Here is a 23,868-nt window from a genome sequence, read left to right as displayed (position 1 = left end):
AGGGGTGCGGCCGGACGGGTGGGTCCGGCCGCACCTTCGCGCGTCAGTCGCGGGCGATGCCCGGCGCGATGTCCTCGTGGCGCTCCACGGTGGTCGCCGAGGAGGTCGCACTGCGCAGCTTCGCGGTCGTCGCCTTGCCGCAGAACGCGGATTCCAGCGTGCGGGCCATCGTGTTCAGCACGTTCACGTTGTTCGAGGTGTTGGCGAGCGCGGTGACGCTGCGCTTGCCGTCCTTCGAGGCGAAGGCGTACGTGTAGTAGCCCTGCACGGTGCCCGTGTGCCCGTACACCGAGATACCGCAGGACAGGTCACGGCGGCGCAGGCCGAGGCCGTACCCCTGGGTGCTGTTGACCGTCGTCCACTGCTGCATCTGCGCGAGCTGCGTGGCGGACATGAGCTGCCCGCTCATCAGCGCGGAGAAGAACGTGTCCAGGTCCTGTGTGCTGGAGATGATCGCGCCCGCGCTCTGCGCCCAGGACACCGTCTGTTCGGTGGAGTCCACCAGGGCCCCGCCGGCCTCGTCCGGCGTGAGGTAGCCGTTGGCGTGCGTGCCCGGGATGGCGGTGTCGGGGTGCACGTAGAAGGTGTCGGTCAGGTTCAGCGGCGTGAAGATGCGGTTCTGGTACTCCGTGGCCACGGAGCGTCCGGTGAGCTTCTCGATGAGCATGCCCGCGACGACGAAGTTCGTGTTGGAGTACGAATAGGCCGCGCCCGGTGCGTTGGTGACCCCGTGCTTGAGGGACAGGGTGACCAGGTCCTGGTAGCTGAAGACCTTGTTGCGGACGGACTCGAAGCCCGGGACCGTCTGCGCGAACATGTCGTTGGTGTAGTCGTACAGCCCACTGCGGTGGCTCATCACCTGACGCACGGTGATCCGGTCGTCGGGCAGCAGCCCGGGCAGATAGGTGTTCACCGAAGCGTCCAGGTCGAGCTTGCCCTCGTCCACCAGTTGCAGCAGGACCACGGCGGAGAAGCTCTTGGTGACGCTGCCGACGCGGAACCGGTCGGTCGTGGTGATCGCACGCCCGGTGGCCCGGTCGGCGACTCCCTCCGACAGCCGGTGGACCGTGCCGTTGTCGTCGACCCGCACCATCGCACCGGGGGCTCCCTGGGACAGGGCCGTGTGCAGCACCGCCTGGAGACCGGCGTCGTCGGGTGTCGGCAGATCCGCGGCCGCGGCGGTGCCGGCCTGTGCGGGGACTGCGAGGAGGGCCAACAGCGCCGCGCCCAGCGCCGTACCTCTGCCCACCATTGCTGAGACCATCTGATTCTTCTCCCGAGTTCCCTCTGTGTACCGCGCCGCGGATGCGAACGTCGGCACCATCTGTACGCGCCGGAGGGGCAGATGGGTTGCATGTCACGCGAAGGAAAGCGGAAAAGATCCTTCAGCGGCCGAAAAGCTGCGTCCAGTACGTCCCCGCCGTGCCGCCGCCCGCGAGGCCGATGCCTATGTGGGTGAAGTCGGGCTTGAGGATGTTGGCGCGGTGGCCCGGGCTGTTCATCCAGCCGCGGACGACCTCGGCGGGGGAGCGCTGGCCGCAGGCGATGTTCTCCCCGATGGTGCGGCGTTCGGAGCCCGCGGCGGCGGCCCGGTCCCACGGTTGGCTGCCGTCGGGGGAGGTGTGGGAGTAGAAGGCGCGGCCCACCATGTCGTCGCTGTGCGCCTGGGCCGCGGTGGTGAGCAGGGCGTCGACGGCGAGCGGCGCCAGTCGCTGCGCGGTGCGCTCGGCATTGGTCAGCGCGACCACCTCACCCGCCGTCCGCTGCAGGCCCCCGCGGCTGAAGGGCCTGGCCCACAGCGCCGTCCAGTACATGTCGCCGGAGCGTCGGCCGGGGACGTACGCCAGCCCCGCCTGGCTGTACGCCGGGTTGTACAGCGTGTCGCGGGACTGCTCGGTGCTGAGGCAGTACTCCACGAACTCGCCCGGGGTGCGCGGGCCGGAGACGAGGTGCTCGCCGACGGTCAGATACGCGTATCCGGCGGACGTGATGCGCTGGTAGACGGAGATCCCCTGGGCGCTCTCGGAGCTGAGGAGTCCGCGTGCCGCCATGTCGGAGGCGTGGGCCCGGGCCGCGGTCGCGAGGCGCGCGTCGAGGGAGACGGGTGGGGAACCGGCCGCGCCGCGCACGGAGTTGACCAGGACGAGGAAGCCGTCCGGGTCGGGAGTCGCCACCGGTGTCGGATCGTCCCCGGTCGCATCCTCGGCGACCTCGACCCCGAAGTCCCGTGCGATGCCGGCCAGTCCGTCCGTGTATCCCTGGCCCAGTGCGCGCAGCTTCCACGCCGTGCCGCGTCGGTAGATCTCGGCGAGCAGCAGCACGGTCTCCCGCTGTGGGCGCGGGGGCGTGAACCGGGCGAGGGTGTGGCCGCCCGGACCGCTGACGTGCAGGGTGGGAGCGGGCAGTCGGCCGAGCGGCGTACCGGGATCGGCCGGACTGACGACCACGGTGACGCGGCTCGCGCCGGACCGCAGGCGCGGCGGGTCGATGGTGAGGTGCTCACCGGTGAGCCGGGCGCCCGGCGCCGTCGGCTGGTTGTAGAACACGAAGTCGGCGTCGCCGCGCACCTTGCCGCTGTCGTCGGTGATGAGCGCGGAGACGTCGAAGGGACCCGGCACCCGGATTGTCAGGGTGCCGCCCGGCAGGGGCACATTGCCCCCGGGAACCAACTCGCTCATCGTGCCGCCCGTCGAAGGGATGGTCCTCGCGGACCACCGACACGGGCGCACCCGCTTCCCGCCCGCTCACCTCGTCAACGTCCCGTTCGCTCCCGAGGGTTCCCGCGCTCCGCGGCACCGCGGGCGTCGATCGCCTCGGGCGGGCGCAACGACCGCAGCGCGAGCAGGAGTACGCCGATGTCGTCCAGGTAGATCGGGTCGGGCAGCAGGTCGGTCGGCAGCACGAGATAGGCGACGGCGCCCCAGAAGACCCAGCGGGACCCGGTCGGAAGCCCGGCGCGTCTGAGGTCGCGGCGGGCGCGCACGAGCCGTACCAGGACCGCGATCGCCACCCCGAGCGCGGCGGCACCCAGGATCGCGACGATGAGGACCACCGTCCATGTCGTGGAGTCCATGAGTTCCGTCCTGAGCTCTCGTAGGGCAGTTCCTCCCCTTCGTGTTCCCGCTCGCCCGGTTCGTACCGCCCCCGAAACACCGGCCGATTCAGGCCGATTCAGGCCGAGCCGGCGGCGACGCAGAACTCGTTGCCCTCCGGGTCGGCCATCACCACGTGGTGCCCGTCGAACTCCTCCAGCACGGAGCCGCCCCCCTTCACGAGCCGCTCGGACTCCGCCCTGATCCGCGCCCACCGCTCTTCGGGGCCGCCGTGTCCCGGCACACGGACGTCGATGTGAAGGCGGTTCTTCGCCGTCTTCGGCTCGGGAACCTTGAGGATGGACAGGCGGGGGCCGACGCCGTCGGGATCGCAGAGCCACGCGCCGTCGTCCGCGGAGTCGTCCTCCGGAAGGTCGAACTGCGCGAGCCACTCCTCGCGGGTGGTGAAGGGAGCGGGCGGGGGCTCGTCGATGTACCCGAGTGCCGTCTTCCAGAACTCGGCGAGGAGTGTCGCGTCCGCGCAGTCAAGGGTCAGATCGATTTTGGCTGCCATGACAGGACCGTACTGCGCGCCTCTGACAATCCGGCCGTACAGCTCCTACCGGCCCTCGGGAACGTCACGGCGGCAGAGAACGAAGTCGTCGAAGACGTGCCGTCCGGGGCGGTCGCCGACGGTGTCGATCGCCGCGCGGATGTCGTGCAGTTGGCCCGTCGTCATCTGCAGGGGCGGCTCGTCGGGCTGGTAGGTGGTGCGGACGGCATAGTCCACACCCGGTTGGCGGGACATCTCGATGTGGCAGCCGAGCACGTGCGTGACCGGCCGTTCGGCGCAGAAGTCGATCAGGCGGTCGACGGTGCGGGTGAACGCGGCCCAGTCCTCGACGTACAGACGGCCGGGATAGACCGTGTCTCCGGTGAGCAGGAAGCCGGTCCAGGGGTCGAAGTACGTCACCGCGGCCGCGTGGTGGCCCGGCGTGGCCAGGCATTCCAGGACCCGGCCCCCGAGATCGACGCGGGCGACGCCCTCGAGGTCGTCGTCGAAGCCGAAGAACGGCCAGGCCTGGTCGAGGGCCGCGTCGACGACCGTGGTGCCGGGTCGGTCGGCGAACTGTCCGTCCCCCGCGACGTGGTCGCCGTGGGGGTGGGTGTGCAGCACCAACAGCTCGTAACCCGCCCGGGGACGGGCGGTCAGCCAGGTCTCCATCAGTTCGTCCACCACCCGGCGCAGCGGGAAGAAGTCCGCCGAGGCCGTGGCACCGGTGTCGATCAGCACGGCCCGTGCCTCGCCGAACAGCAGGAAGAGGAACGGCGCCTCGTAGTCGACGGCCATGTTCTGCCGCAGGATGACCGTGTGCGCGTCGTGGGCGTGGACCTGGATGTCGGGATCGGTGTTGTGCTTGGCCGACGGCGATCCGTGGATCCACCGCACGTCCAGCGCCCGCGCGCCCGCGGCCTTCTCCGCTGCTTCAGTGGTCTGTTCGGTCCTCGGCCTCTGGGTGTCCACGACGTCTCCCGGTGATGATCCCGCCGGGACCACCACCTGGACCCGGGACCCTCAGTTTCGCCCGGCGTTGTGGTCGACGAGTGCCTGGGTCACCGCTCGGACGCTGCGGGCGATGTGGTTGAGCTGCAGCACTTCGGCGGCGTACATCTTGATGGTGTGCTCGATGACCGATTCGTGCAGGCCGAGAGCGGGGAGTTCGGCCCGGGCGGTCTGCAGGGCGGTCCGGGCGACCCGGATCTCGTGCTGCACCTGGATCTGGGCGTGACGGGCGAGCAGCACGGGGTGCTTCATGAGCACTGGGTAGCTCGCGTAGCGGGAGGGCACCAGATCGCGCAGCCACTTGGTCGCGGAGCGCTCCCAGTCGAAGCTGCCGGGGGTCTTGACCTGGCACGGCCAGTCCGAGGTGATCGGTGAGTACGTCGTCAGGGCCATGTTCATCGCTTCCGGGTTACGTCGGCGGCAAGGGTGCGGGTTATGGGGCGGCCCCGGTCTAGGGGATGGCCGGGGCCGCCACCACGGGCACCCGCTCACGCGGGGCCCGTCCGAACATCCGGGGCCCCATGCGGGTAGGAGCGGACGGCCCCGGATGGCCGTAGGACGTGACCCGGAGGCCTCCTGGTCGCATCCGCGAGAAGTATTTATATATACCGCCGGATACGCAAGGACATGAAAAAATTCATCCGCGATATGGGCGAATGATCCCGTGATGCCGTGCCGGCAGGGGGCGTACGGGGCGTAGGGGGTAGGGGAAGCCGTGCGGGGTCAGTCCTTGAGGAAGAACTGATGCTGCTCCGCGATCTGCTCGTACTCCTCCAGCCGGGCCTGTGTCCGCTCCGGATCGGCGTCGGACATGGCCTGGAGGAGCGCCGCCGACATCATGACGGGCGCGGCGTAGGAGTCGAAGACGAGACGGGCCCCGGTGCCTACGGTGAAGGTGGCGTCGGCCTCGTCCGCGAGCGGTCCGAGCGCCAGGTCGGTGATCAGCGCGACCTTCAGCCCCGCGCTGCGTGCGACCCGCACCGCGGTCAGCGTCTCCTGGGCATGACGGGGCATTCCGAAGGCGAGCAGCCAGGTGCCGCCCGCCTCGCGCGACTGGAGCAGCGCGTCGTAGGCGACGCTCCCGCCGCGCGTCACCAGCCGCACATCGGGGTGGATGCGGCGGGCGGCGTACGCGAAGTACTCCGCCAGCGAGACCGAGATGCGCAGGCCGAGAACGGTGAGCGGGGTCGACTGCGACAGCGCGCGGCCGATGGTGATCACCTGGTCCGGATCGGCGAAGTCGCGGCGCAGGTTCTCCAGGTTCTCGATCTCGGCGTCCACCGCCAACTGCAGCTCGTTGCCGTGGTCCTCCGCGGGCGCGCCCGGGGTGCTGGAGAGTGTACTGAGGGCGATGGCCTGCAGTTTCTCCCGCAGTGCGGGGTAGCCGCTGAAGCCGACCGCCGCGGCGAAGCGGGTCACCGAAGGCTGGCTGACCCCGACGCGCTCGGCGAGATCGGTGATCGAAAGGAACGCCGCCTCGGTGATGTGCTCGATCAGGTACTGGGCGATACGGCGCTGTCCTGGCGAGAGCCGGGGGCCGTCGAACAACTCCCTGAGCTGGGACGTGGGTGCCGCGCCCACCTCCGGAGCAGTCTTCCCCGAGGTGATGGCAGACGCCTGAGCGCGTGCCTGCTGCGGCGATGGCACCGATGTGCCTCCTTCGTGTCCCACGAGAACTCAACATAGCTCACGGACCGTGCTGACCAGGGCATGGATGACCACACGCCGTAGCTCGGCGGGCGTGGAACGTGAGGTCGGGAGCCCGGTGGGCGACATGGCCCGGTGTGATCGGGAGTCCGTACGGCCCGGTTCTGCTCCATGAAGATCGCATCAGGATGTGAACCTGGCCTGATTCGCGACAAGTTGACGACGCGCCATGGACAGGGAGTGAGACGGGTGTTGAGGATGGGAGTCCCCATCCGTAGGAGTTGTTCATATGCGTAGACGACGCCTGCTGACCGGTGGAGCCGCCCTCGCGGCCGCCGCCTCGCTCCAGCCCGCCCTGACGGACCCAGCGCAAGCCGCTCCGACGCCCGCCGCGCCGCTGCCCTCCAGAGCCGCGGTCGTCGCCGTCCTGCGGCGCGTGGCCGACCAGTGGATCGGCGCGCACGCGGACCCCGGCGACAACGGCTGGGCCAACGCCACCTTCTTCAGCGGACTGCTCGCCCTCCAGCGCCTGACCGGCAGCCCCCGCTATCTGGGGTACGCCAGGAACTGGGCCGAGAAGCACGCGTACGGCCTCAACGGCGGGGTCACCACGCGCCATGCCGACAACCACAACGCCGGGCAGGCCTACCTCGACCTGTACGAGATCGAGCCGGAGGAGAGCAAGATCTCCGCCATCGAGGAGTCGCTCCACCGCATGGTCTACACCGACCAGCCGGACAAGAACGACGACTGGTGGTGGGACGACGCCCTGCACATGGCGATGCCTCCGTTCGCCAGGATCGGAGTGCTCCGCGGCGACCCGGGGTACTGGCAGAAGCTGTACGCCCTCTACGACCACACCAAGCGTGTGGAGGGCGGACCCGGACTCTACGACGCCGACACGGGGCTCTGGTACCGGGACAAGCGGTTCCTCCCCGGGGTCCCCGGCGGGATCCTCTCGCCCGCGGGCAAGCCGGTGGTCTGGTCGCGCGGCAACGGCTGGGTGGCCGGCGGACACGCCAAGACGCTCAAGGCGCTGCCGCCCGCCGAGCGGCACACCGGCGAATACCGCGACACCCTGGTACGTCTGGTGACGGCCGTCGCCGGGATCCAGCGCACCGACGGCTTCTGGAACGTCAACCTCGCCGACGCCACCCATCTGCCCGGCCCCGAGACGAGCGGCACCTCCTTCTTCCTCTACGGCACCTCCTACGCGATCCGGGCCGGCCTCGTCGACCGGCGTACCCACCTCCCGGTCGTGGCCCGCGCCTGGAACGGCCTCGTCAGCACGGCCGTACACCCGGACGGGTTCCTCGGCTACGTCCAGAACGTCGGCGACCGCCCGGAATCCAGCCAGCCCGTCACCTACGACAGCACCGCGAACTTCGGCGTGGGCGCCTTCCTGCTCGCCGGGACCGAACTCGCCCGCCTGGCCGGACCCTGACGCGACGCACCGGTGCCCCCGCCGCATACGGCGGGGGCACCGGCCTGTCGCTGTCAGGGCTGCGCGGTGAGCGTGAAGCTCTGTGCCGCGGAGCCGTCGCAGGTGCGCTGGGTGAGCTGGACGCTGTTCGTCGAGGCGCTCGCCGCGGTCAGGCACTTGCCGCTGTGGCGAGCCGTGAAGTGGTAGCGCCCGGTGCTCTCCTTCGCCGGAAGCCACTGCTGGTTCTGTCCGCCGGAGTAACTCCACAACTGGAGCGGCGCGTTGTCGGCCGTCGAGACACCGGTCACGTCGATGACCTGCTGTGGATTGACACGGATGGCGGCCTGTCGGTATCCGCTGTCGGTCGAGCGGAACTGGAACTGCTGGGCCTGGGTGCCGTTGCAGGCGTACTGCTGGATCACGGTCCCGTTCGCCGTGGCGGCCGAACGGGCGTCCACACAGGTGCCGTTGCCGGCATTGGTCAGCGAGTACCAGGCGGTCTCGGAGGGGGAGTCGGCCGGAGGCGTGCCGGTGTCGCCCCCTCCCAGCCACTTGAGGCCGTCCAGCAGGAACTGATTCTGTGTCGCGCTCGCGAACGTCGAGGACAGACGCGTGTTGGTCGAGTAGTTCATCGCGTTGTGGCCGAAGTTCGCGTACAGCATCTTGTACTGCGTGTTGGTCCACAGGATCGGGTAATAGCCGCTGTACCAGGACTGGTTGGGATCAGTTCCCACCGGGAAGCTGCTGGGGTCGATCGAGGCCAGGATCCTGATGTTCGGGTTCTGCCGCAGATCGTTGGACCAGCTGTACCACTCGCTGACCGACGAGGTGAACGTGGCCGGCAGGTTCTTGGTGGCCGCGTGCGTCCGGTCCTCGACCTTCAGGGTCACCGATGTCGGACCCCAGGTGTTCGACTGGAAGTTCCCGGAGCCGAGGAACTGGTTGTGGTACCAGGACCAGCTCGCGGCATCGGTCGTGAAGGCGGAGACATGGAAGCCCATCCAGGCACCACCGCCCCGCATGTACGCCTCGAAACCGGTTCGTTGGGCGGACGTCTGCGGCAAGTCATCGAGGAAGAGGACGACTTGGTAGGCGTTGACCCCGCCGTTGGCGAGCAGGTCCCAGTTGGTGCTGGCCGTGTAGGTGAAGCCGTTCGCCGCGGCCTGCTGCGGAAACCAGACGTTGGCCTCCTTGTCGAAGTCGATGTGCGCCGCGTCGTAGGTGCCGCTGTAGAGCGCGAGCACCTTGAACGGGGTCGCCGCCGTGCTCGCGTGGGCGGCGGGCGGTACCGCGAGGCCGAGCAGCGCCCCCAGCAGGAGGAGGATCCTCAGGGCCGCGCGGGTGGAACCGGATCTGATGGTGTGCATCTGCTGATCGATCCTTTCCGTGCGGTTTACGGGTAGTTGGTGAGGTAGGCGACGTTGGTGCTGGAGTTGGACGGTCCTCCCGTGCTGTTGATGATGTGGCTGATGGTGCCGACACCGCCCAGCGAGACGGTCACCATGTCGTGGAACTTGACCCCTGACACGCTCGGCACCTCGAAGGCGTGATCGGCCACCACGCTCGAGTTGGCACTGAAGTAGCAGTAGCTGCCCAGACCCCATGCCTCGTGGCTGGTGACGGACGAGGCGACCTTGTAGGCGGGATAGCCCTTCCCGCTGCCGTTCATCCAGGAGGCCTGGTTCGGCGGGTCGTAGGGCATCTCGTTCTGGAAGAAGTACGTCCGGCCACCGTTGCCGCTCCAGATGACCTGGGTCCTCTGGTAGTGCTCGACGAACAGGCCGTACGCGGTCACGTTGTTGCCGTTGACGGTCAGGCCGTTGTCCGCCGTGTTGGTCGTCCAGCCGACCGTGCCGGAGTTGCCGTGGTCGGCCCGCCAGATCCAGGTGTGGTCGATGATCGTGTTGGCGCTGTTGATCACCAGCGAGTTGGTCGCCTTGCCGACGGTGGCGCCGCCGATCCGGATGAAGACGTCGGACAGCTGCGTCGGGTCGGCCGCGTGCGTGGCGGACGAACCGGACGGGCCGATCTGCATCAGGGTCGAGGAGTTGGTGGTGCCCGCGTCGATCAGCAGGCCCGCCAGCTGGATGCCGTCCACGTCGGCGGTGGTGACGGCGGTGATCCCGCCGTCCGGCACGAAGGTGGCCAGGCCCATGCCCAGCACCACCGTGTCGGGGCGCGTGATGTTGATCGTCTGGTTGAGGTGGTAGACGCCGGGGGTGACCAGCAGGTTCTTGCCTGCCGCGAGGGCCGAGTTCATGTCGGCCGCGGTGGCGCCGGGCTTGACAATGTAGAACTGGTCGATCGGCAGGGACTTGCCCGCCGGGGTCTTCCCACTCCACGTGGTGCCGACGGCGTTGGACTGCAGACCGGGCACGAACACCTGGTAGGCGCCCGCGCTGTCGACGTACAGGAACGGCTTCTCGCGGATCGTCGGGGAACTTGCGACGTTGGTGTACGTCGGGAAGGACTGGGCGGGCGCGCCCTGGTCACCGACGAAGACCATGTTCCAGTTGGAGCCGGACCAACTGCCCATCTGGGAGTTCCGGGTGAGGAACTGCTGCTGGGTGCCGGACTGGATCTGCCCGTCGACCTTGGTGTCGGAGATGAAGCCGCCGCTGGACCAGCCGCCGTCGTCGAGCGCGAGGTTGCCGCGCACGTGCATGCGCCGGTACGGGGCGGCCTGGGAGACGGCCCAGCGGTCGGTGCCGCCCGTGGGGTTGACCGACAGGTTCTCGGCGTCGCGCCAGAAGTTCTGGGTGGCGTTGCCCTGGAACCAGTCGGCCTCCGCGTGCACGGAACCGTTGATGGTCACGTCGTCCGGCGAGAAGCCGAGGCCTGCGACCTGCGTGTAGAAGCCGACGTTGGCGTTGGCGCTGTAGGTGCCGGGCTTGAACAGCAGGGCCTGGCGGGCCGAGCCGAACTGGTTGGTCTCCTGCTGGGAGAAGACCGAGTCCAGCTTGGACTGGATGCCGGCCGCCGACATCGACGGGTCGAACACCGTCACGTTGGGACCGAAGTCCGGAGTGCCCGGCGGGTTCGTCGTGCCGCCGCCCAGAGTGAAGGACTGCGCGGCGGTGCCGTTGCAGGTGTACTGCGCCAACTGCACGCTGTCCGCGGTGGAGGCGCTGGGGACATCCAGACACTTCCCGCTGTTGCGGTTGACGAAGTGGTAGGCGCCGGCGGCCTCGGCGACGGGCAGCCACTGCTGGTTGTTGCCGCCGCCGTACGTCCACAGCTGGACGGGCGCGGAGTCGGCGGTGGAGACGTCGGTGACGTCCCACGCCTTTGTGGCGTCCAGGTTGCTGTTCACGCGGTAGTAGCCGTTGCTGGTGGCCACCAGTTGCCAGTTCTGGGCGGTGCTGCCGTTGCACGCGTACTGCTGGACCGCGGTGCCGTCGGCACTCGCGGCCGAGCGGGCGTCGACGCACTTGCCGCTGCCCTTGTTGACCACGGTGGTATAGCCGGTCGGCAGGGCGGCGGCCGCCGCGGTCTGCGCGCTCGCCGAGTCCTGCGAGGCGAACTCGATGCCGGACGCGGTGGTCGCCACGAGCGCGAACACGGTCAGAACCTTCGGTATCCGGTGGCGGCCGGACAGTCTCTGCCATCTGGGCACGGATCTGGGCACGGATGTCTCCTGTGGTGATGGGGGGTGGGGGAGTGCGGAGTGTGTCCGTCAGCCGGTGTACTTGGCGAAGATGCTGGTGAACTGCCAGTTGCTCTGGGCCACTCCGGAGCAGGTGTCGTCGTTCGGGTAGCTGCCCGGGCAGGGACGGTCACGGTTGGCCGACCAGAACGTCAGCCGCGCGAGGTGGTGCGTCTGCGCGTAGCCGAGGATGGTCTGGAAGTCGGCGGTGGTGACGGTCTCGTTGTTGTCGGTGATGCCGTTCATGGAGGAGATGCCCATGTCCCGGTACGCCTGGTCGTCGCTGTAGCCGTACGCGTTCTTGAGGGCCGTCTTCAGGCCCTCCGCGGCCCTCTGGGTCAGCGTGCCCATGTTCTGGCCCGCGCCGCCGAAGTCGAACGGCATGATCGTCCAGGCGTCCACGGTCAGCCCGGACGACGCGGCCCGGTTGATGAGACTCGTGTCGGGGCCGCTCTGCCCGGTGCCGATGGTGACGTACACCTTGATGCCCGGGTTGTTGGCCTTGACTGTCTTGAGCGCGTCCACGGTGCGCTGCTGGACCGTCGTGTTGCTGTAGGCGTCGGCCTCGATGTCGATGTCGATCGCCTTGAGCCCGTACGCGTTGATGACCTTCTGGTACGCGGCGGCCAGTTCTCCGGCGCTGGAGCAGGAGCTCTCCAGCTTGTTGCCGCTGTAGCCGCCGAAGGAGGGGACGACATCGCCGCCGGCCGAGCGCACGGCGTTGATGGTCTGCTGGTCGACGCCGCCGGTCAGCGCGCGGCCGCCGTCCCACTGCGGGTTGCAGTAGCCGTTGCTGAGGACGAAGGCCAGCGTGAACCACTTGACGCCGGTGGCGTTCATGACGGTGGTGGGGCTCGGCGGGTTGCCCCAGCCGTTGTAGAGGTAGGGGGCGACGGCCATCGGCGCGGAGGGGGGTGTGCCTCCGCCGTCGGCGGCGGGCGCGGTCCACTTCTGGTTGGCGGCGCCGCTGCAGGTCCAGATCTGGATCGGTGTGCCGTTGGCCGAGGTGTTGCCGGTGACGTCGGCGCACTTGTTCGCCTGCGGATTGACGAGGTCGCGGGCGGCGGAGACCGTCCACTTCTGGTTGGCGCCGCCCGTACAGTCCCACAGCTGGAGCTTGGCCCCGTCCGCGGTCGAGTTGCCGGTGACGTCAAGACACTTGCCGAGGGCCCGTACGGTTCCGTCGGAGCCGACGGTCCACTGCTGGGCGGTGGTGCCGTTGCAGTCGTAGAGCTGAACGGCCGTGCCGTTCGCGGAGTTCGCGCCGGCCACGTCGAGGCACTTGCCCGCGAGTCCGGTGATGGTCCCGGTGGCGGCGGAGGCGGGGGAGACGCTCAGGGCGCCGGCGGAGAGAGCGAACACCGCCGTGGTCAGGGTGGCGCGCAGCGCGGTCGAGCGCGCGAGGGATTGTCTTGCCATCAGAGGGTCACAGCCCTTCGGGGAGGCTGAAAGTGGGGGGGCGTTCATGTCCGTGAACCTTGAGTGCATTCATGGAGCTGTAGTGATCGGTGAACCTAAAGGTCTGAACCAAACTCGTCAAGAGATGAAGCAAAGCGGGCTTCGAATTGACCGGGGTTCACGAGGAGTTGAACGCATCGGCCATACTGGGGAGGTTCAACAGGCTCCGATCGGGCGGGCTTTGCGGCAGGCGCCTGTACTCTGCCGCTCGTCGTCCCCGTAGACGCCGACAGGCGTTCCTCACACCCCTGGTGCCCTCCTGATGAACAACCGTGTCCCGCGCCTGCCCCGCCGCGACGCCATGATGGATCCCGACCGACTCGTCACCTTCGGCGACGCGGTGATCGCGATCGCCATCACGCTGCTCGCGCTCGACATCACCGTTCCCGAGGGACTGGCAGACGGCGAGGTCGGAGCCGCGCTGAGGGACGCCCTGCCCAAATTCGGGGCGTATCTGCTGAGCTTCGCCGTCATCGGCGCCCTGTGGCTGGGCCAGCACGCGCTCTTCCGGCAGATCGCCGCGCTCGACAACTGGCTGCTCCGCCTCTATCTCGCTCTGCTCGCCGTCGTGGCCGCGCTCCCGTTCCCCACGCGCCTCATCAGCGAGTACGGCAACACCGCCGTGGCCACCTCGGTCTACGCGGCGACGATCGTCCTCGCCGTCGGGCTGCTCACAGCCATGTCCGCCCGCCTGTGGGCCAGTCCGGCCCTTGCCAAGCCGACCGTGACCCCCGCGCAGTTCAGGCAGTCGGTCCTGAGGGGCCTCCTGACCGTCCTCGTCTTCGCCACCTCGATTCCGGTGTCGCTCGCCTCGCCGACGGCCGCCAAGTACTGGTGGCTCCTCACGGTTCCCGTGCGTCTGCTGTTCCGAGAGACGAGTACGCCCGACCACGAGCAACTGACCGCTGCCGTCGAGTGAGACCACCGCGCTTCGCGGGACCGGACATCAGGGGAAGAGCCGGTTGAGGAGGGCCGTGCCGAAAACCCGGTGAGGATCGAGCCGGTCCAGGACGGCGGCCGCCTCGTCCCAGCCCGGGCCCACGCCGTCCCCGAAGGAGGCGGGCACCGCGGTGCCCAGCACCTCCTCGTCGTCCCAGGCGGCCTCGTCCGTATAGCCCCAGCCCTTGGACCACTCGACGCGGGTGAGGGCGTACCCGCCGTCGTACGTCGTCAGCAGGAAGCGCTCCAACTCCCGGTAGAACGCCTCCGCGTCGGGCGTCCCGGGCAGTGTCAGCACGTCCAGCCAGACAGCCGTGTCCCATTCGGGGTGGTCGGCGCGAGGGCGCAGCGCGGACAGCAGTGGCGCGCGGGCGCCCGCCGAGTCGGCGTCGGACGGGTGGTCGAGGCCGGTCACCCTGATTTCCACCTGGCCGTTGACGGGGTGGCGACCCTGGGCGGCGTAGGCGGTGAGACGCTCGCGGAAGAAGGCCGTGAACTTGGCGACGACGCGCTGCACTTCGGCACGCGAGGTGAGCACCGCGTACCCGTTGGCGGTCACCCGCAGTGTGGTGGGCCTGATGTAGAGCAGCGTGTTCTTCGACGGTCCCCAGAGGTCGGCCGACAAGGTGGCGGTCAGTCCCACGGCCGCCGCGGTGAGCTGCGCGGCGCCCAGGAGCGGGGCCAGGTACCACGCCGCGTCGGCCACCATGCGTCCGGCGAGATCGGCGACGACGGTGGGGATGTTGTCCGAGAAGGGGTAGTTGTACGGCGACCCCACGCGGCGGGAGGCGGGCGGCCGGGTGGGGGCGACACTCCAGACCTTCAGCCAGGGGTGCTCGGTGAACGCGAACCAGATCGCCTCCGCGCGCCCCGACTCGTCCAGGAAGCTCGCGAAGGTGCGTCCGCCCTCGGGGCCGCCCGGCGGCGCGAAGAGTTCGGCGGCGGGGATGTCGGTTCGGCTGACGCAGCGCAGATGGGTGTTGGCGCCCACGCGCAGCGTCACCTCGGTGACCAGGGCGCGGCCGAGATGCGTGAGGAGCGCCGCACCGTCGGGGTCGTCCCTTTCGTACGTCCGCAGGACATAGGCGTCGCTGTCCGCGTCCCACACCACCGCCGTGAGGGACAGGACGAGATTGCTGAGCGAGCCGTAGGTGTGCCCGGGCAGTCTGCTCTCGCCGTGGGCCGGAACGGCCGTGCCGTGCGCGTCGATGGCCAGGGCGCCGCCGAGCGTCAGGTCACCGGGCGCGGGCGTCGCCGTGAGGCCGAGGCCGTGGTCCTCCAGATGACCGAGCAGCGCTTCGAGCGTGAGGCCGGCACCGGCTCGTACGACGGCGGGGTCGGTGGACTCCAGGGACACACCGGTGAGATGTCGGGCGGTGTCGACCAGCAGCACGGGAGCGCCCGCCTCGGTCCCCGTGGGGATCGTCAGCGGGGACCAGCCGTGGGAACTGCCCCGGGCGCGCACCGACCAGCCGTGATTCCAGGCCCAGTTGACCACGGCGACCACCTGGTCCTGGTCGGCCGGAGCGCAGGCCCACAGTCCTGTGGCGGTGATCTCGCCGACCCAGTTGCGGTACGCCGACCGGTAGACGTCGACACCCTCGGGGAATCCGGGGAGCTCCTGCGCCGCGGCGGCGCGGTCCGCCGGCGCGAGTGGCAGCAGCGCGGTGAGTGAGGCCGCGCTCAGCAGGAACCCCCGACGGGACCAGGGGGTGCGCCCTTCACTTTCTGAATGGTCGGTCACCCGGTTGACGGTAGGTGACGGTTGACACGCATCACCCGTCCGCCAAAAGGCCTCACCCGTTCGAGTGAATGACGCGCTGTTGCGTCCGCCTGGGGGGCGCAGGTGGGCGCGGGCGGGGTGGGCGTCCTGCGCGGGCGGGTGGAGATGTCAGACTGACGGCATGGACGAGCGTGAATTCGGCAGGTCAGGCCAGAAGGCATCGGTCATCGGTCTCGGTACGTGGCAGCTCGGCGCCGACTGGGGCGACGTGAGCGCTGCGGACGCCGAGGCGGTGCTGGAGACCGCGGCGGAGTCGGGGGTGACGTTCTTCGACACCGCTGACGTGTACGGCGACGGGCGCAGTGAGCAGGCGGTCGCGTCCTTCCTCAGTGCCCGACCTGACCTGCACGTGATGGTGGCGACGAAGATGGGGCGCCGGGTCGAGCAGATTCCGCAGAACTACGTCCTCGACAACTTCCGTGCGTGGAACGACCGTTCCCGGCGCAACCTCGGCGTCGACCGCATCGACCTGGTGCAGCTGCACTGCCCACCGACCCCCGTCTACTCGTCGGACGAGGTGTTCGACGCGCTGGACACGCTGGTCGAGGAGGAGCGGATCGCCGCGTACGGGGTGAGTGTCGAGACGTGTGACGAGGCGCTGACCGCGATCGCGCGGCCGAACGTGGCGAGCGTGCAGATCATTCTGAACCCGTTCCGCATGAAGCCCCTGCGGCAGGTCCTGCCGGCGGCACGGGAGGCGGGCGTCGCGATCATCGCCCGCGTTCCGCTGGCCTCCGGGCTGCTCTCCGGCAAGTACACGAAGGACACGGTGTTCGCGGCGGACGACCACCGGACGTACAACCGTCACGGGGAGTCCTTCGACCAGGGCGAGACCTTCTCCGGCGTCGACTTCGTGACCGGCGTGGAGGCGGCGGCCGAGTTCTCCGCGCTCGCCCCGGAGGGCGTCACCCCGGCCCAGCTGGCGCTGCGCTGGATCATCCAGCAGCCCGGAGTGACCACGGTGATCCCCGGCGCCCGCTCGCCCGAACAGGCCCGCGCCAACGCGACCGCCGCGAAGCTGCCGGCGCTGCCTGCGGAGACGCTGGACGCGATCGAGGAACTCTACGACCGACGGATCAAGGAGCAGGTGGAGGGCTGCTGGTAGCACCCCTCCGGGGCCGGCCGCGCGACGGGTGCCGTCGGTGGCCCCCGCTCGTCGGGCCGGCGGTCCGGCCCGTCGGGCCGGCCTCGGGGGAGTGCCGTCCGTGGCCTCGTCCCTGCGCCGGTGACTTTTGAGGTGGCTGCCGTCCCCGGCCTCGGCTTTCCGGCAGGTCAGGGGGCGGCGTCGGCGGCCTCGGCCCGTGGGGTTGCCCTCGCGTAGGCGTGGCCTGCCGCTCGACGGTTTGAGGCTGTGCCTCCAGGAGGGGCGTCGGGCGGTCGCGCTCTGTCCCTGGGACCTGTGGGCCTCCGCGTGGGCGGGGTCCCTGGCGCGGCTCCCGCCGGATCGGGCCCGCGCGAGCCTGGTCCGTGGCCCCCGGCTGCCCGCACCCACTTCGGTAGCGTGCGGGCAGCAACAGTAAGCAGTGACCGCCTTCCCCGGACGCAGCGGGACCGCGCTCGGCTGTGAAGGCCGCTGCGCGACGCCGCCCACGAGATCTACCCGGCATCTACTCGGCGGCGACGTGCTGTTGCGCGGCCTTCCGGCCCCTCGGCACCTTGTCCTGGTCGGCGCTGCCCGCCACAGGGCCTCCGGCGTGGCTGCCTGCCACCGGTTCTCCGGCGGGCCCGTCCGCCCTCCTGGTTCGTGCTCCTGGTTCGCCCTCCTGGCGACAGCCCACCTACCGACACAACCCTCCCGCACCTCGAGCAGCCACGCCCAAGGAGAACGAACGCGATCGCAACGCACTTGTTCGCAACGAACATGTTCGCTACCTTTGCGAGGTGACAGCGACCCGCGTCACCCCTTCCGAAGGAGCGACACCTTGTCCACTCACCACTCCATCGCCGTCGTCGGCGCCGGTCTCGGCGGCCTCACTCTCGCCCGCGTACTGCACCTGAACGGCATCGAGTCCGCCGTCTTCGACCTGGACGTCTCATCCGCCGCCCGCACACAGGGCGGCATGTTGGACATACATGAGGAATCCGGTCAGGCCGCTCTGCGGGCCGCCGGTCTCCACGAGGAGTTCCGGGCGGTCATCCACGCCGGCGGCGAGGCCATGCGCATCCTCGACCGGGAGGCCACCGTCCGGATGGCGGACGACGGCGCGGGCGGCACACGGCCCGAGGTGGACCGGGGAGTACTGCGCGACCTCCTCCTCGGCTCCCTGCCCGACGGCACCATCCGCTGGGGCGCCAAGGTCACCGGCGTACGGACGCTCGAGGACGGCCGCCACGAGGTGACGTTCGCCGACGATCGGACGATCACCGCCGATCTGCTGATCGGCGCCGACGGCGCCTGGTCGAAGGTGCGGCCGCTCGTCTCGGACGCCACCCCCGCCTACCTCGACCTCTCCTTCGTCGAGGCGCACCTCCTCGACGCCGACACCCGGCACCCGGAGAGCGCCGCCGTCGTGGGCCACGGCATGTTGTTCGCGCTCGCCGAGGGTCATGGCTTTCTCGCCCACCGCACCCCCGGCGGCTCACTGCACGTCTACGCCGCGCTGCGCACGCCCGCCGACTGGGCCACGTCCGGCCCCATCGACTTCACGGACGTCGAAGCCGCCAAGGCGGGTCTCCTGGAGCACTTCGAAGGCTGGGACGAGCGGCTGCGGGCGCTGATCGCAGACGCGGACGGGGCACTCGTCGCCCGCCCGGTCCACGCCCTGCCGGTGGGGCACCGCTGGGACCGTGTCCCGGGTGTCACCCTGCTGGGAGACGCCGCGCACCTGATGTCCCCGTTCGCCGGTGAGGGCGCCAACCTCGCCATGCTCGACGGTGCCGAACTCGGGACGGCCATCGCCGCCCACCTGGACGACACCGAGAAGGCCCTGGCGGCGTACGAGCAGGCGCTCTTCCCGCGCAGCGAGTCCGCGGCGGCCGCATCGGCGGAGAACCTCGACCTCTGCTTCGCCCCGCACGCACCCCAGCCGCTCGTCGACCAGATGGCCTTCTACCGTGCGGCGGCCGAGACGGCGACGGCGAACGCGACCGACTGAGGCCACCCGCGAGCCCCGCACGCCCGAGCCCCGCACGCCCGAGCCCCGCACCCCCGTCCCGCCCGCATCCCCGTCCCGTCCGCCCGTCCCGCCCGCACCCTTCACCACCCCGTAACCAGCAGTCCGCACACGCCACTTCCGGCACTCCCGGCTGCCTTCTATCCTCACGCCCGGACCGGCGCCCGAGGCGGCCAGTCGTCGGGGCAGCCCGGTCCGACCCGTCATCGCACCTCCTCGTCCAACGGAAGGTGACACCACGTATGCGCCCCCAATGGCTGCGCACAGCAAGACGGTTCGGCAGTCGCACCGCGAGCAGGTCCGCCGCGGTGGTCGTGACCACGGCAGTCGTCCTCGCCCTTCCCGCCCCGGTGGACGCGGCCGGCCCCCCGCCCCAGTGGCCGGTCTCCGCCGTGGACCCGCTGATCGGATCGGCGAACGGCGGCAACACCTACCCCGGCGCCACCCTCCCGTACGGGATGATCGCCTGGTCCCCGACCAGCACCACCGGTGATCAGACCAGTACGGGGGCCGCCAACGGCTACCAGTACGACACCACCCGCATCCGGGGGTTGAGCCTCACCCACGTCAACGGCGCCGGCTGCAACCCGGGCGCCGCCGGGGACGTACCGATCATGCCGTTCGTGGGTGACGTGACGTCCTCGCCCTCGGCGGACACCAAGGACGCGGTCTATGCCGCGAACTTCACCCACGCCGAGGAGAAGGCCGTACCCGGGCGTTACACCCTCGGTCTCAAGACGGGCGCCACCGCCGACCTGGCCGTCAGTGAGCGTGCCGGTGTCGCCGACTTCAGCTTCCCGAGCGACCGCCCCGCCAACCTGCTCTTCCGCGTCTCCAACTCCCTCAACGGCAGCCAGGACGCGTACGTCGACATCGACACCGCGCACCGCAAGGTGACCGGCTGGGTCCTCACCGGCGCCTTCTGCGGACGCCGCGCCAACGGCGGCACGAACAACCGCAAGAGCTACTACAAGCTGTACTTCAGCGCCTCCTTCGACCGTGCCTTCTCCGACTTCGGCACGTGGAAGGACGGCACGCTGTCGGCGGGTTCGGCCTCCGCCTCGGGAGGCGAGGGGTACGCCACCGGGGCGGACCGCGCGGGCCGGGGCTCCGGCGGATACGTCGGCTTCGACACCAGCTCTGACAACGATGTCCACATGCGCATCGGGATCTCGTACGTCAGCCTCGGCGGCGCCGAGGCCAACCTCCGTGGGGAGATCCCGTCGCACGCGAGCGTCGCCCAGGTGGCCGACGCGGGTGCCCGCGCCTGGGACCGCGAACTGAGCACCGTACGCGTCGGGGGCGGCACCTCCGCCCAGCGCACCACCTTCTACACCGCGCTCTACCACGCGCTGATGCAGCCCGACCTGATCAGCGACGCCGACGGCCGGTACTACGGCATGGACGGCGCGGTGCACCGCCTCGCCCGCGGCCAGCGCGCGCAGTACAGCAACTTCTCGGGCTGGGACCAGTACCGCGCCCAGATACAGCTGCTCGCCCTGCTGAAACCGCGGATCGCGGGCGACTTCGCCCAGTCCCTCTACAACTTCGCGCAGCAGAACAACGGGGTCTGGGACCGCTGGGTGCACATCAGCGGCGCCACCCACGTCATGACCGGCGATCCCTCGGCAGCCACCCTGGCCACCTTCTACGCCATGGGCGTCCGTAACTTCGACTACGAGGGAGCCTTCGACTCGCTCGTCCGGCAGGCCACCGTGCCGAACGCCGACGGTCTCTCGAACGCGGGCTGCCCCGGCCAGTGCGTGGGCCAACGGCCCAATCTCGCCCAGTACTTGACCTCGCACTACGCCGCGCAGGACGTCTGCCACTGCTGGGGCGGCGCCGCCGAGACCCTGGAGGACGCCGTCGCCGACTCCGCGCTCGCGCGATGGGCGAAGCTGCTCGGCCGTGACCAGGAGGCCGCCGTGTTCGCCGAGCGCGGCGCCTACTGGCGCAATGTCTTCAACCCCGCCGCCACCGCCGACGCGGGCTACATCCAGGCCCGCAGGCTCGACGGCTCCTGGGTGGGCCCGTTCAACCCGGGCAGCGACCTCGGCTTCGCCCAGGGCACCAGCGCCACGTACACCTGGATGGTGCCGCAGGACGTCCAGGGTCTGGCGGCCGCGATGGGCGGCCGGGAGAAGGCCGCCGCCCGCCTCGACGGGTTCTTCCACGCGGCGGACGGCTCCTGGTCGGTGCGCGGCGGCGACCCGCTGCGCTACGACCCGACGAACGAACCCGGCATCCACGCGCCCTGGCTGTACAACGCCCTCGGACAGCCCTGGAAGACCCAGGCGACGGTACGGCAGATCCTCAACACCGTGTACGGCACCGGCCCTTCGGGGCTGCCCGGGAACGACGACCTGGGCACCATGTCCGCCTGGTACGTCTTCTCCGCCCTCGGTCTGTATCCCCAGAGCCCGGGCAGCGCCTCGATGCTGCTGGGCGCCCCGCTCTTCCCGAGCGCGGTCGTGGACCGTCCGGGCGGCGCCGACCTCGTCATCGTCGCGCCCGACGCGGACGCCGCACACCCGTACGTCGACGCCGTACGCGTCAACGGGCGGCCCACGCAACGCTCCTGGACGGATGCCGACCTGACGACGAAGGGCGGCAGGATCGCCTTCCGGCTCGCCGAACAGCCCAACACCCAGTGGGCGACCGACCCGTCCGGTCTTCCCCGGTGAAACCGGTGGTCTCCCGGGAACGGCCTTTTCCCGGGAGACCACCGGCACGGCTCACGGGCGGGGAGCCGCGCTGCGAAGTGCCGTGATGCAGGAGCCGATCGCCTGCTGGAGCTCCTCCAGGCGCTGGACCATGTCGTCCTCGTAGATGTCGTCGGCGTCGTCGAAGGTCAGCTCCTCGAAGACCTTGGTGGCCTTCTGCAGGCTGCTGTAGAACTTCGTGCGGCGCTCCTGGACGCGCAGTTCGGGGTCCGCCTCGACGGTCTCGACGACGAGGTTCTTCATGGTGTCGTACGCCTCGGTCGCCCATTCGCCGGTGTCCTCGCCCTCGTCCAGCTCGTCGAGGAGGGAGAGGTGGCGCTCGGCCTCGGAGCGCAGTTCGGCCGGGGCGTCGAGGGTCTGTCCGGCCGGTGTCCTGATCTGGCCCTTCTCCGCGATCTGGCGGACGTAGCCGATCCGGTCGGCCGCCCTGGTCTCGGTGGCGACCGCCTTCTTCAGCTCGTCGGTGCGGGCGATGTCACGGGCCAGCTCTGCCTGCAGCGCCGGGTCCTCCTTCACCCGGTCGAGGAGCGCGGTCCGGGCCGCCTGGGCCGTGGAGGGGTCGGCGAGGATCGCCGCCCGCAGCGCGGTGGGGTTCTCGGCGACCTCCAGGGCCTTGGTGGGGCGGATGCCCTCGGCCGCGGCGGCCTCGGTGATGGCGCTGCCGCGCTCGGAGGTGGCACTGGAGCGGGACACGTAGTACGTCTGCCACGCCTCGGCGTCCGGCAGCTCGATGTCCTGGCCCGGGACGAGGACTTCGAAGTGCGGGACGAGACCCTCGTCGGCGGCCCTGTCCCAGGCCTTGTAATAGCGCATCACCCGTTCGGGGGAGCACCCGGCCAGCTCGGCGAACTCCTTCGCGGACACCTTCGGCGTCTCGTCCGCGGACTGCCCACCGGGGCGCACGCTCCGCGCCACCTTCAGGGCGAAGGTCCAGCCGCCGGTTCGCGCATAGGCACCGAAGTCGCGTGCGTCACACGAGATGGGGTCCAACACGCCCTGGATCGGGGCGGATTGGGCACTCGGATCGAGAACTACGGTCACCGGGAACTCTCCTGGGTGGGACGGCGTCTAGATTACAGAGAATGAAGCCTTGGCCGAAGCTTTCGGCCTGGGTCAAGCAGACAACCAAGCACACACACGTGCAATACGGAAACTAGCAAGCCTGAATCGACGCGATGTGATGCCCTTCACCCCGATGTGGCGGAAAGTGATGAATTCCTTACGGTCGTGACACGTAGGGAAGGGTGCAGAACATTGTGAGATGGCGGGAGGAACCTTCGTGCGACCGTTCACCCTCAACTACGCCTTGCCCACAGGGCATTCGGCCGCAATACCCCCGTACCACTTCGACGTGTCCCTGCAACTGAACGTGCTGCCGGACGGCCGCCCGGCCGTCAGTGACCACGCCCTCCTCATGGCCACCGGCACGACCACCTCCACCGCCGGTTCCCAGACGCACTTCGACGACTGACGGTCCCTCACTCACATGACGGTACTCATTCTCACGGCGGAGCAGGACGTCACCGCCGACATGGTCGTGGCCAGGCTGCACGAACAGGGCGTGCCCATGGTGCGCCTGGACCCGGCCGACCTGCCGGGCAAGGCGGTGCTGTCCGCGGACTACGCGCACGGCGACTTCGACGGCTACCTCTCGGTCAACGGCCATGTGCTCAGCATGGGCGGCCTGCGTTCCGTGTGGGTACGCCGTCCGGGTGAACCCGCGGCGCACGCGGCGGAGCCCTCGCCGTGGCTCACCGCCGAGACCAAGCAGGCCCTGTTCGGCATGCTCTACTCCGCCTCCACCCGCTGGATGAACCACCCGCGCCGGGCCGAGCAGGCCCGGCACAAACCCTGGCAGCTGCGGGTCGCCCACAGCAGTGGCTTCGCGGTCCCACCGACCGTGATCACCACCGCTCCCCGGGTGGCCCAGCAGTTCGTGGAGGAGTACCGGCAGGTCGTGGTGAAGTCCGCCTCGGGGCCGCCGCCCGGCGAACCCCCGGTGGCCCTGCCGACCACACTGATCGGCCCCGACGCCGACTTCTCGGGCGTCGCGGCCGGTCCCGCGCTGCTTCAGCAGTACATCCCCAAGCGGGCCGACATCCGGCTCACCTGTATCGGCAACCAACTGTTCGCCGCACGCAAGGTGGCCGAGGCCGGGCAGGTCGACGGGCGCTTCGGCGACACCGGACACGGCTGGGAGCCCACCCCGGTGCCCGGCCGCATCTCCCGCTCGGTCCAGGAGTACACCGCGTTCACCGGACTCGCTTACGCCGCCTTCGACTTCGCCGAGGACGGGGACGGCGTCTGGTGGTTCCTCGAGGGCAACCAGGGCGGCCAGTTCGGCTTCATCGAACTGGAGACCGGCCAACCCATCTCGGAGGCGGTCGCCCTGTGGCTCTCCCAGCGAAGGCCGACTGCCAAGGGCCATTGACGCGCGTCGACCCGACCTCGTTGACGCGCGTCGATCCGACTTCGATGGAGGCCGACCGTACCCGTTTGGCGTGAATGGCGCTGTTGCTCACGGGCTTTGAGATGAGTAA

19 protein-coding genes are annotated in these 23,868 nt (G+C 69.8%); 7 read left to right on the top strand and 12 right to left on the bottom strand.

The genetic code is table 11. From position 1 onward, the window contains the following. Positions 1-43: 43 nt before the first annotated feature. The 7 genes from ACZ7M3_RS37530 to ACZ7M3_RS37500 all read right to left on the bottom strand — a co-directional run bounded on the left by ACZ7M3_RS37530 (position 44) and on the right by ACZ7M3_RS37500 (position 6,243). On the bottom strand, positions 44-1,264 hold the full coding sequence (locus ACZ7M3_RS37530; RefSeq protein ID WP_472069454.1) for a serine hydrolase domain-containing protein: 1,221 nt from the start codon (positions 1,262-1,264) through the stop codon (positions 44-46). A 121-nt stretch (positions 1,265-1,385) separates the two neighbouring features. Continuing rightward, the gene (locus ACZ7M3_RS37525; RefSeq protein ID WP_472069452.1) at positions 1,386-2,678 is read right to left on the bottom strand and encodes a CAP domain-containing protein; all 1,293 of its coding nucleotides are present in this window, start codon (positions 2,676-2,678) and stop codon (positions 1,386-1,388) included. A gap of 74 nt (positions 2,679-2,752) precedes the next feature. Beyond that, positions 2,753-3,073: a DUF1232 domain-containing protein gene (locus ACZ7M3_RS37520; RefSeq protein ID WP_452977775.1), complete on the bottom strand. Its 321-nt coding sequence runs from the start codon at positions 3,071-3,073 to the stop codon at positions 2,753-2,755. A gap of 98 nt (positions 3,074-3,171) precedes the next feature. Next, positions 3,172-3,606, bottom strand: coding sequence for a VOC family protein (locus ACZ7M3_RS37515; RefSeq protein ID WP_472069450.1), 435 nt, complete (start codon positions 3,604-3,606; stop codon positions 3,172-3,174). A 45-nt stretch (positions 3,607-3,651) separates the two neighbouring features. Further along, on the bottom strand, positions 3,652-4,557 hold the full coding sequence (locus ACZ7M3_RS37510) for an MBL fold metallo-hydrolase (protein WP_472069448.1): 906 nt from the start codon (positions 4,555-4,557) through the stop codon (positions 3,652-3,654). A gap of 51 nt (positions 4,558-4,608) precedes the next feature. Beyond that, on the bottom strand, positions 4,609-4,989 hold the full coding sequence (locus ACZ7M3_RS37505; RefSeq protein ID WP_075030200.1) for a hypothetical protein: 381 nt from the start codon (positions 4,987-4,989) through the stop codon (positions 4,609-4,611). Between the two features lie 330 nt (positions 4,990-5,319). Further along, on the bottom strand, positions 5,320-6,243 hold the full coding sequence (locus ACZ7M3_RS37500) for a MurR/RpiR family transcriptional regulator (protein WP_099945105.1): 924 nt from the start codon (positions 6,241-6,243) through the stop codon (positions 5,320-5,322). 289 nt (positions 6,244-6,532) lie between these two features. On the opposite strand from ACZ7M3_RS37500, the gene ACZ7M3_RS37495 reads away from it, so the two are divergent. Next, complete coding sequence (locus ACZ7M3_RS37495) at positions 6,533-7,687, top strand: glycoside hydrolase family 88 protein (protein WP_472069446.1); 1,155 nt, start codon at positions 6,533-6,535, stop codon at positions 7,685-7,687. Positions 7,688-7,740: 53 nt separating this feature from the next. Here ACZ7M3_RS37495 and ACZ7M3_RS37490 read toward each other — a convergent pair whose 3' ends face one another. From ACZ7M3_RS37490 to ACZ7M3_RS37480, 3 genes are all read right to left on the bottom strand, one after another. Next, positions 7,741-9,033 carry a ThuA domain-containing protein gene (locus ACZ7M3_RS37490; RefSeq protein WP_472069444.1) on the bottom strand — a complete coding sequence of 431 codons (1,293 nt, stop codon included), beginning with the start codon at positions 9,031-9,033 and terminating at the stop codon, positions 7,741-7,743. A gap of 26 nt (positions 9,034-9,059) precedes the next feature. Continuing rightward, positions 9,060-11,228, bottom strand: a complete 2,169-nt coding sequence (locus ACZ7M3_RS37485) for an RICIN domain-containing protein (RefSeq protein ID WP_472069442.1) — start codon at positions 11,226-11,228, stop codon at positions 9,060-9,062. A gap of 114 nt (positions 11,229-11,342) precedes the next feature. Then, entirely contained in the window at positions 11,343-12,731 is a 1,389-nt protein-coding gene (locus ACZ7M3_RS37480; RefSeq protein WP_472069440.1) for a ricin-type beta-trefoil lectin domain protein, read from the bottom strand. Between the two features lie 301 nt (positions 12,732-13,032). Between ACZ7M3_RS37480 and ACZ7M3_RS37475 the strand changes: the two genes are divergently transcribed. Further along, a complete protein-coding gene (locus ACZ7M3_RS37475) occupies positions 13,033-13,689 on the top strand; it encodes a TMEM175 family protein (RefSeq protein ID WP_472069438.1) in 657 nt (218 codons plus the stop codon). Between the two features lie 27 nt (positions 13,690-13,716). On the opposite strand, the gene ACZ7M3_RS37470 is transcribed toward ACZ7M3_RS37475, so the two are convergent. Continuing rightward, positions 13,717-15,453 carry a cholesterol oxidase substrate-binding domain-containing protein gene (locus tag ACZ7M3_RS37470; RefSeq protein ID WP_472069436.1) on the bottom strand — a complete coding sequence of 579 codons (1,737 nt, stop codon included), beginning with the start codon at positions 15,451-15,453 and terminating at the stop codon, positions 13,717-13,719. A 160-nt stretch (positions 15,454-15,613) separates the two neighbouring features. Between ACZ7M3_RS37470 and ACZ7M3_RS37465 the strand changes: the two genes are divergently transcribed. The 3 genes from ACZ7M3_RS37465 (at position 15,614) to ACZ7M3_RS37455 (ending at position 21,289) form a co-directional block, all read left to right on the top strand. Beyond that, positions 15,614-16,597 carry an aldo/keto reductase gene (locus ACZ7M3_RS37465; RefSeq protein WP_472069434.1) on the top strand — a complete coding sequence of 328 codons (984 nt, stop codon included), beginning with the start codon at positions 15,614-15,616 and terminating at the stop codon, positions 16,595-16,597. An 817-nt stretch (positions 16,598-17,414) separates the two neighbouring features. Then, entirely contained in the window at positions 17,415-18,587 is a 1,173-nt protein-coding gene (locus tag ACZ7M3_RS37460; RefSeq protein ID WP_472069432.1) for an FAD-dependent oxidoreductase, read from the top strand. 260 nt (positions 18,588-18,847) lie between these two features. After that, positions 18,848-21,289: a GH92 family glycosyl hydrolase gene (locus tag ACZ7M3_RS37455; RefSeq protein WP_472069430.1), complete on the top strand. Its 2,442-nt coding sequence runs from the start codon at positions 18,848-18,850 to the stop codon at positions 21,287-21,289. Positions 21,290-21,340: 51 nt separating this feature from the next. Here the strand turns inward: ACZ7M3_RS37455 and ACZ7M3_RS37450 are convergent, their stop codons facing one another. Then, positions 21,341-22,369, bottom strand: coding sequence for a hypothetical protein (locus ACZ7M3_RS37450; RefSeq protein ID WP_472069428.1), 1,029 nt, complete (start codon positions 22,367-22,369; stop codon positions 21,341-21,343). 238 nt (positions 22,370-22,607) lie between these two features. Here ACZ7M3_RS37450 and tgmA point away from each other — a divergent pair, with 238 nt between their 5' ends. Continuing rightward, positions 22,608-22,799, top strand: a complete 192-nt coding sequence (gene tgmA / locus ACZ7M3_RS37445) for a putative ATP-grasp-modified RiPP (protein WP_060896220.1) — start codon at positions 22,608-22,610, stop codon at positions 22,797-22,799. 15 nt (positions 22,800-22,814) lie between these two features. Further along, entirely contained in the window at positions 22,815-23,759 is a 945-nt protein-coding gene (tgmB, locus tag ACZ7M3_RS37440) for an ATP-grasp ribosomal peptide maturase (RefSeq protein WP_472069426.1), read from the top strand. The last annotated feature ends 109 nt before the right edge of the window (positions 23,760-23,868 follow it).

This window comes from Streptomyces sp. NPDC111656 (genome assembly GCF_055656965.1).
Note: the sequence above shows the minus strand (reverse complement) of the source record. Positions and strands in the feature narration are given on the sequence as shown.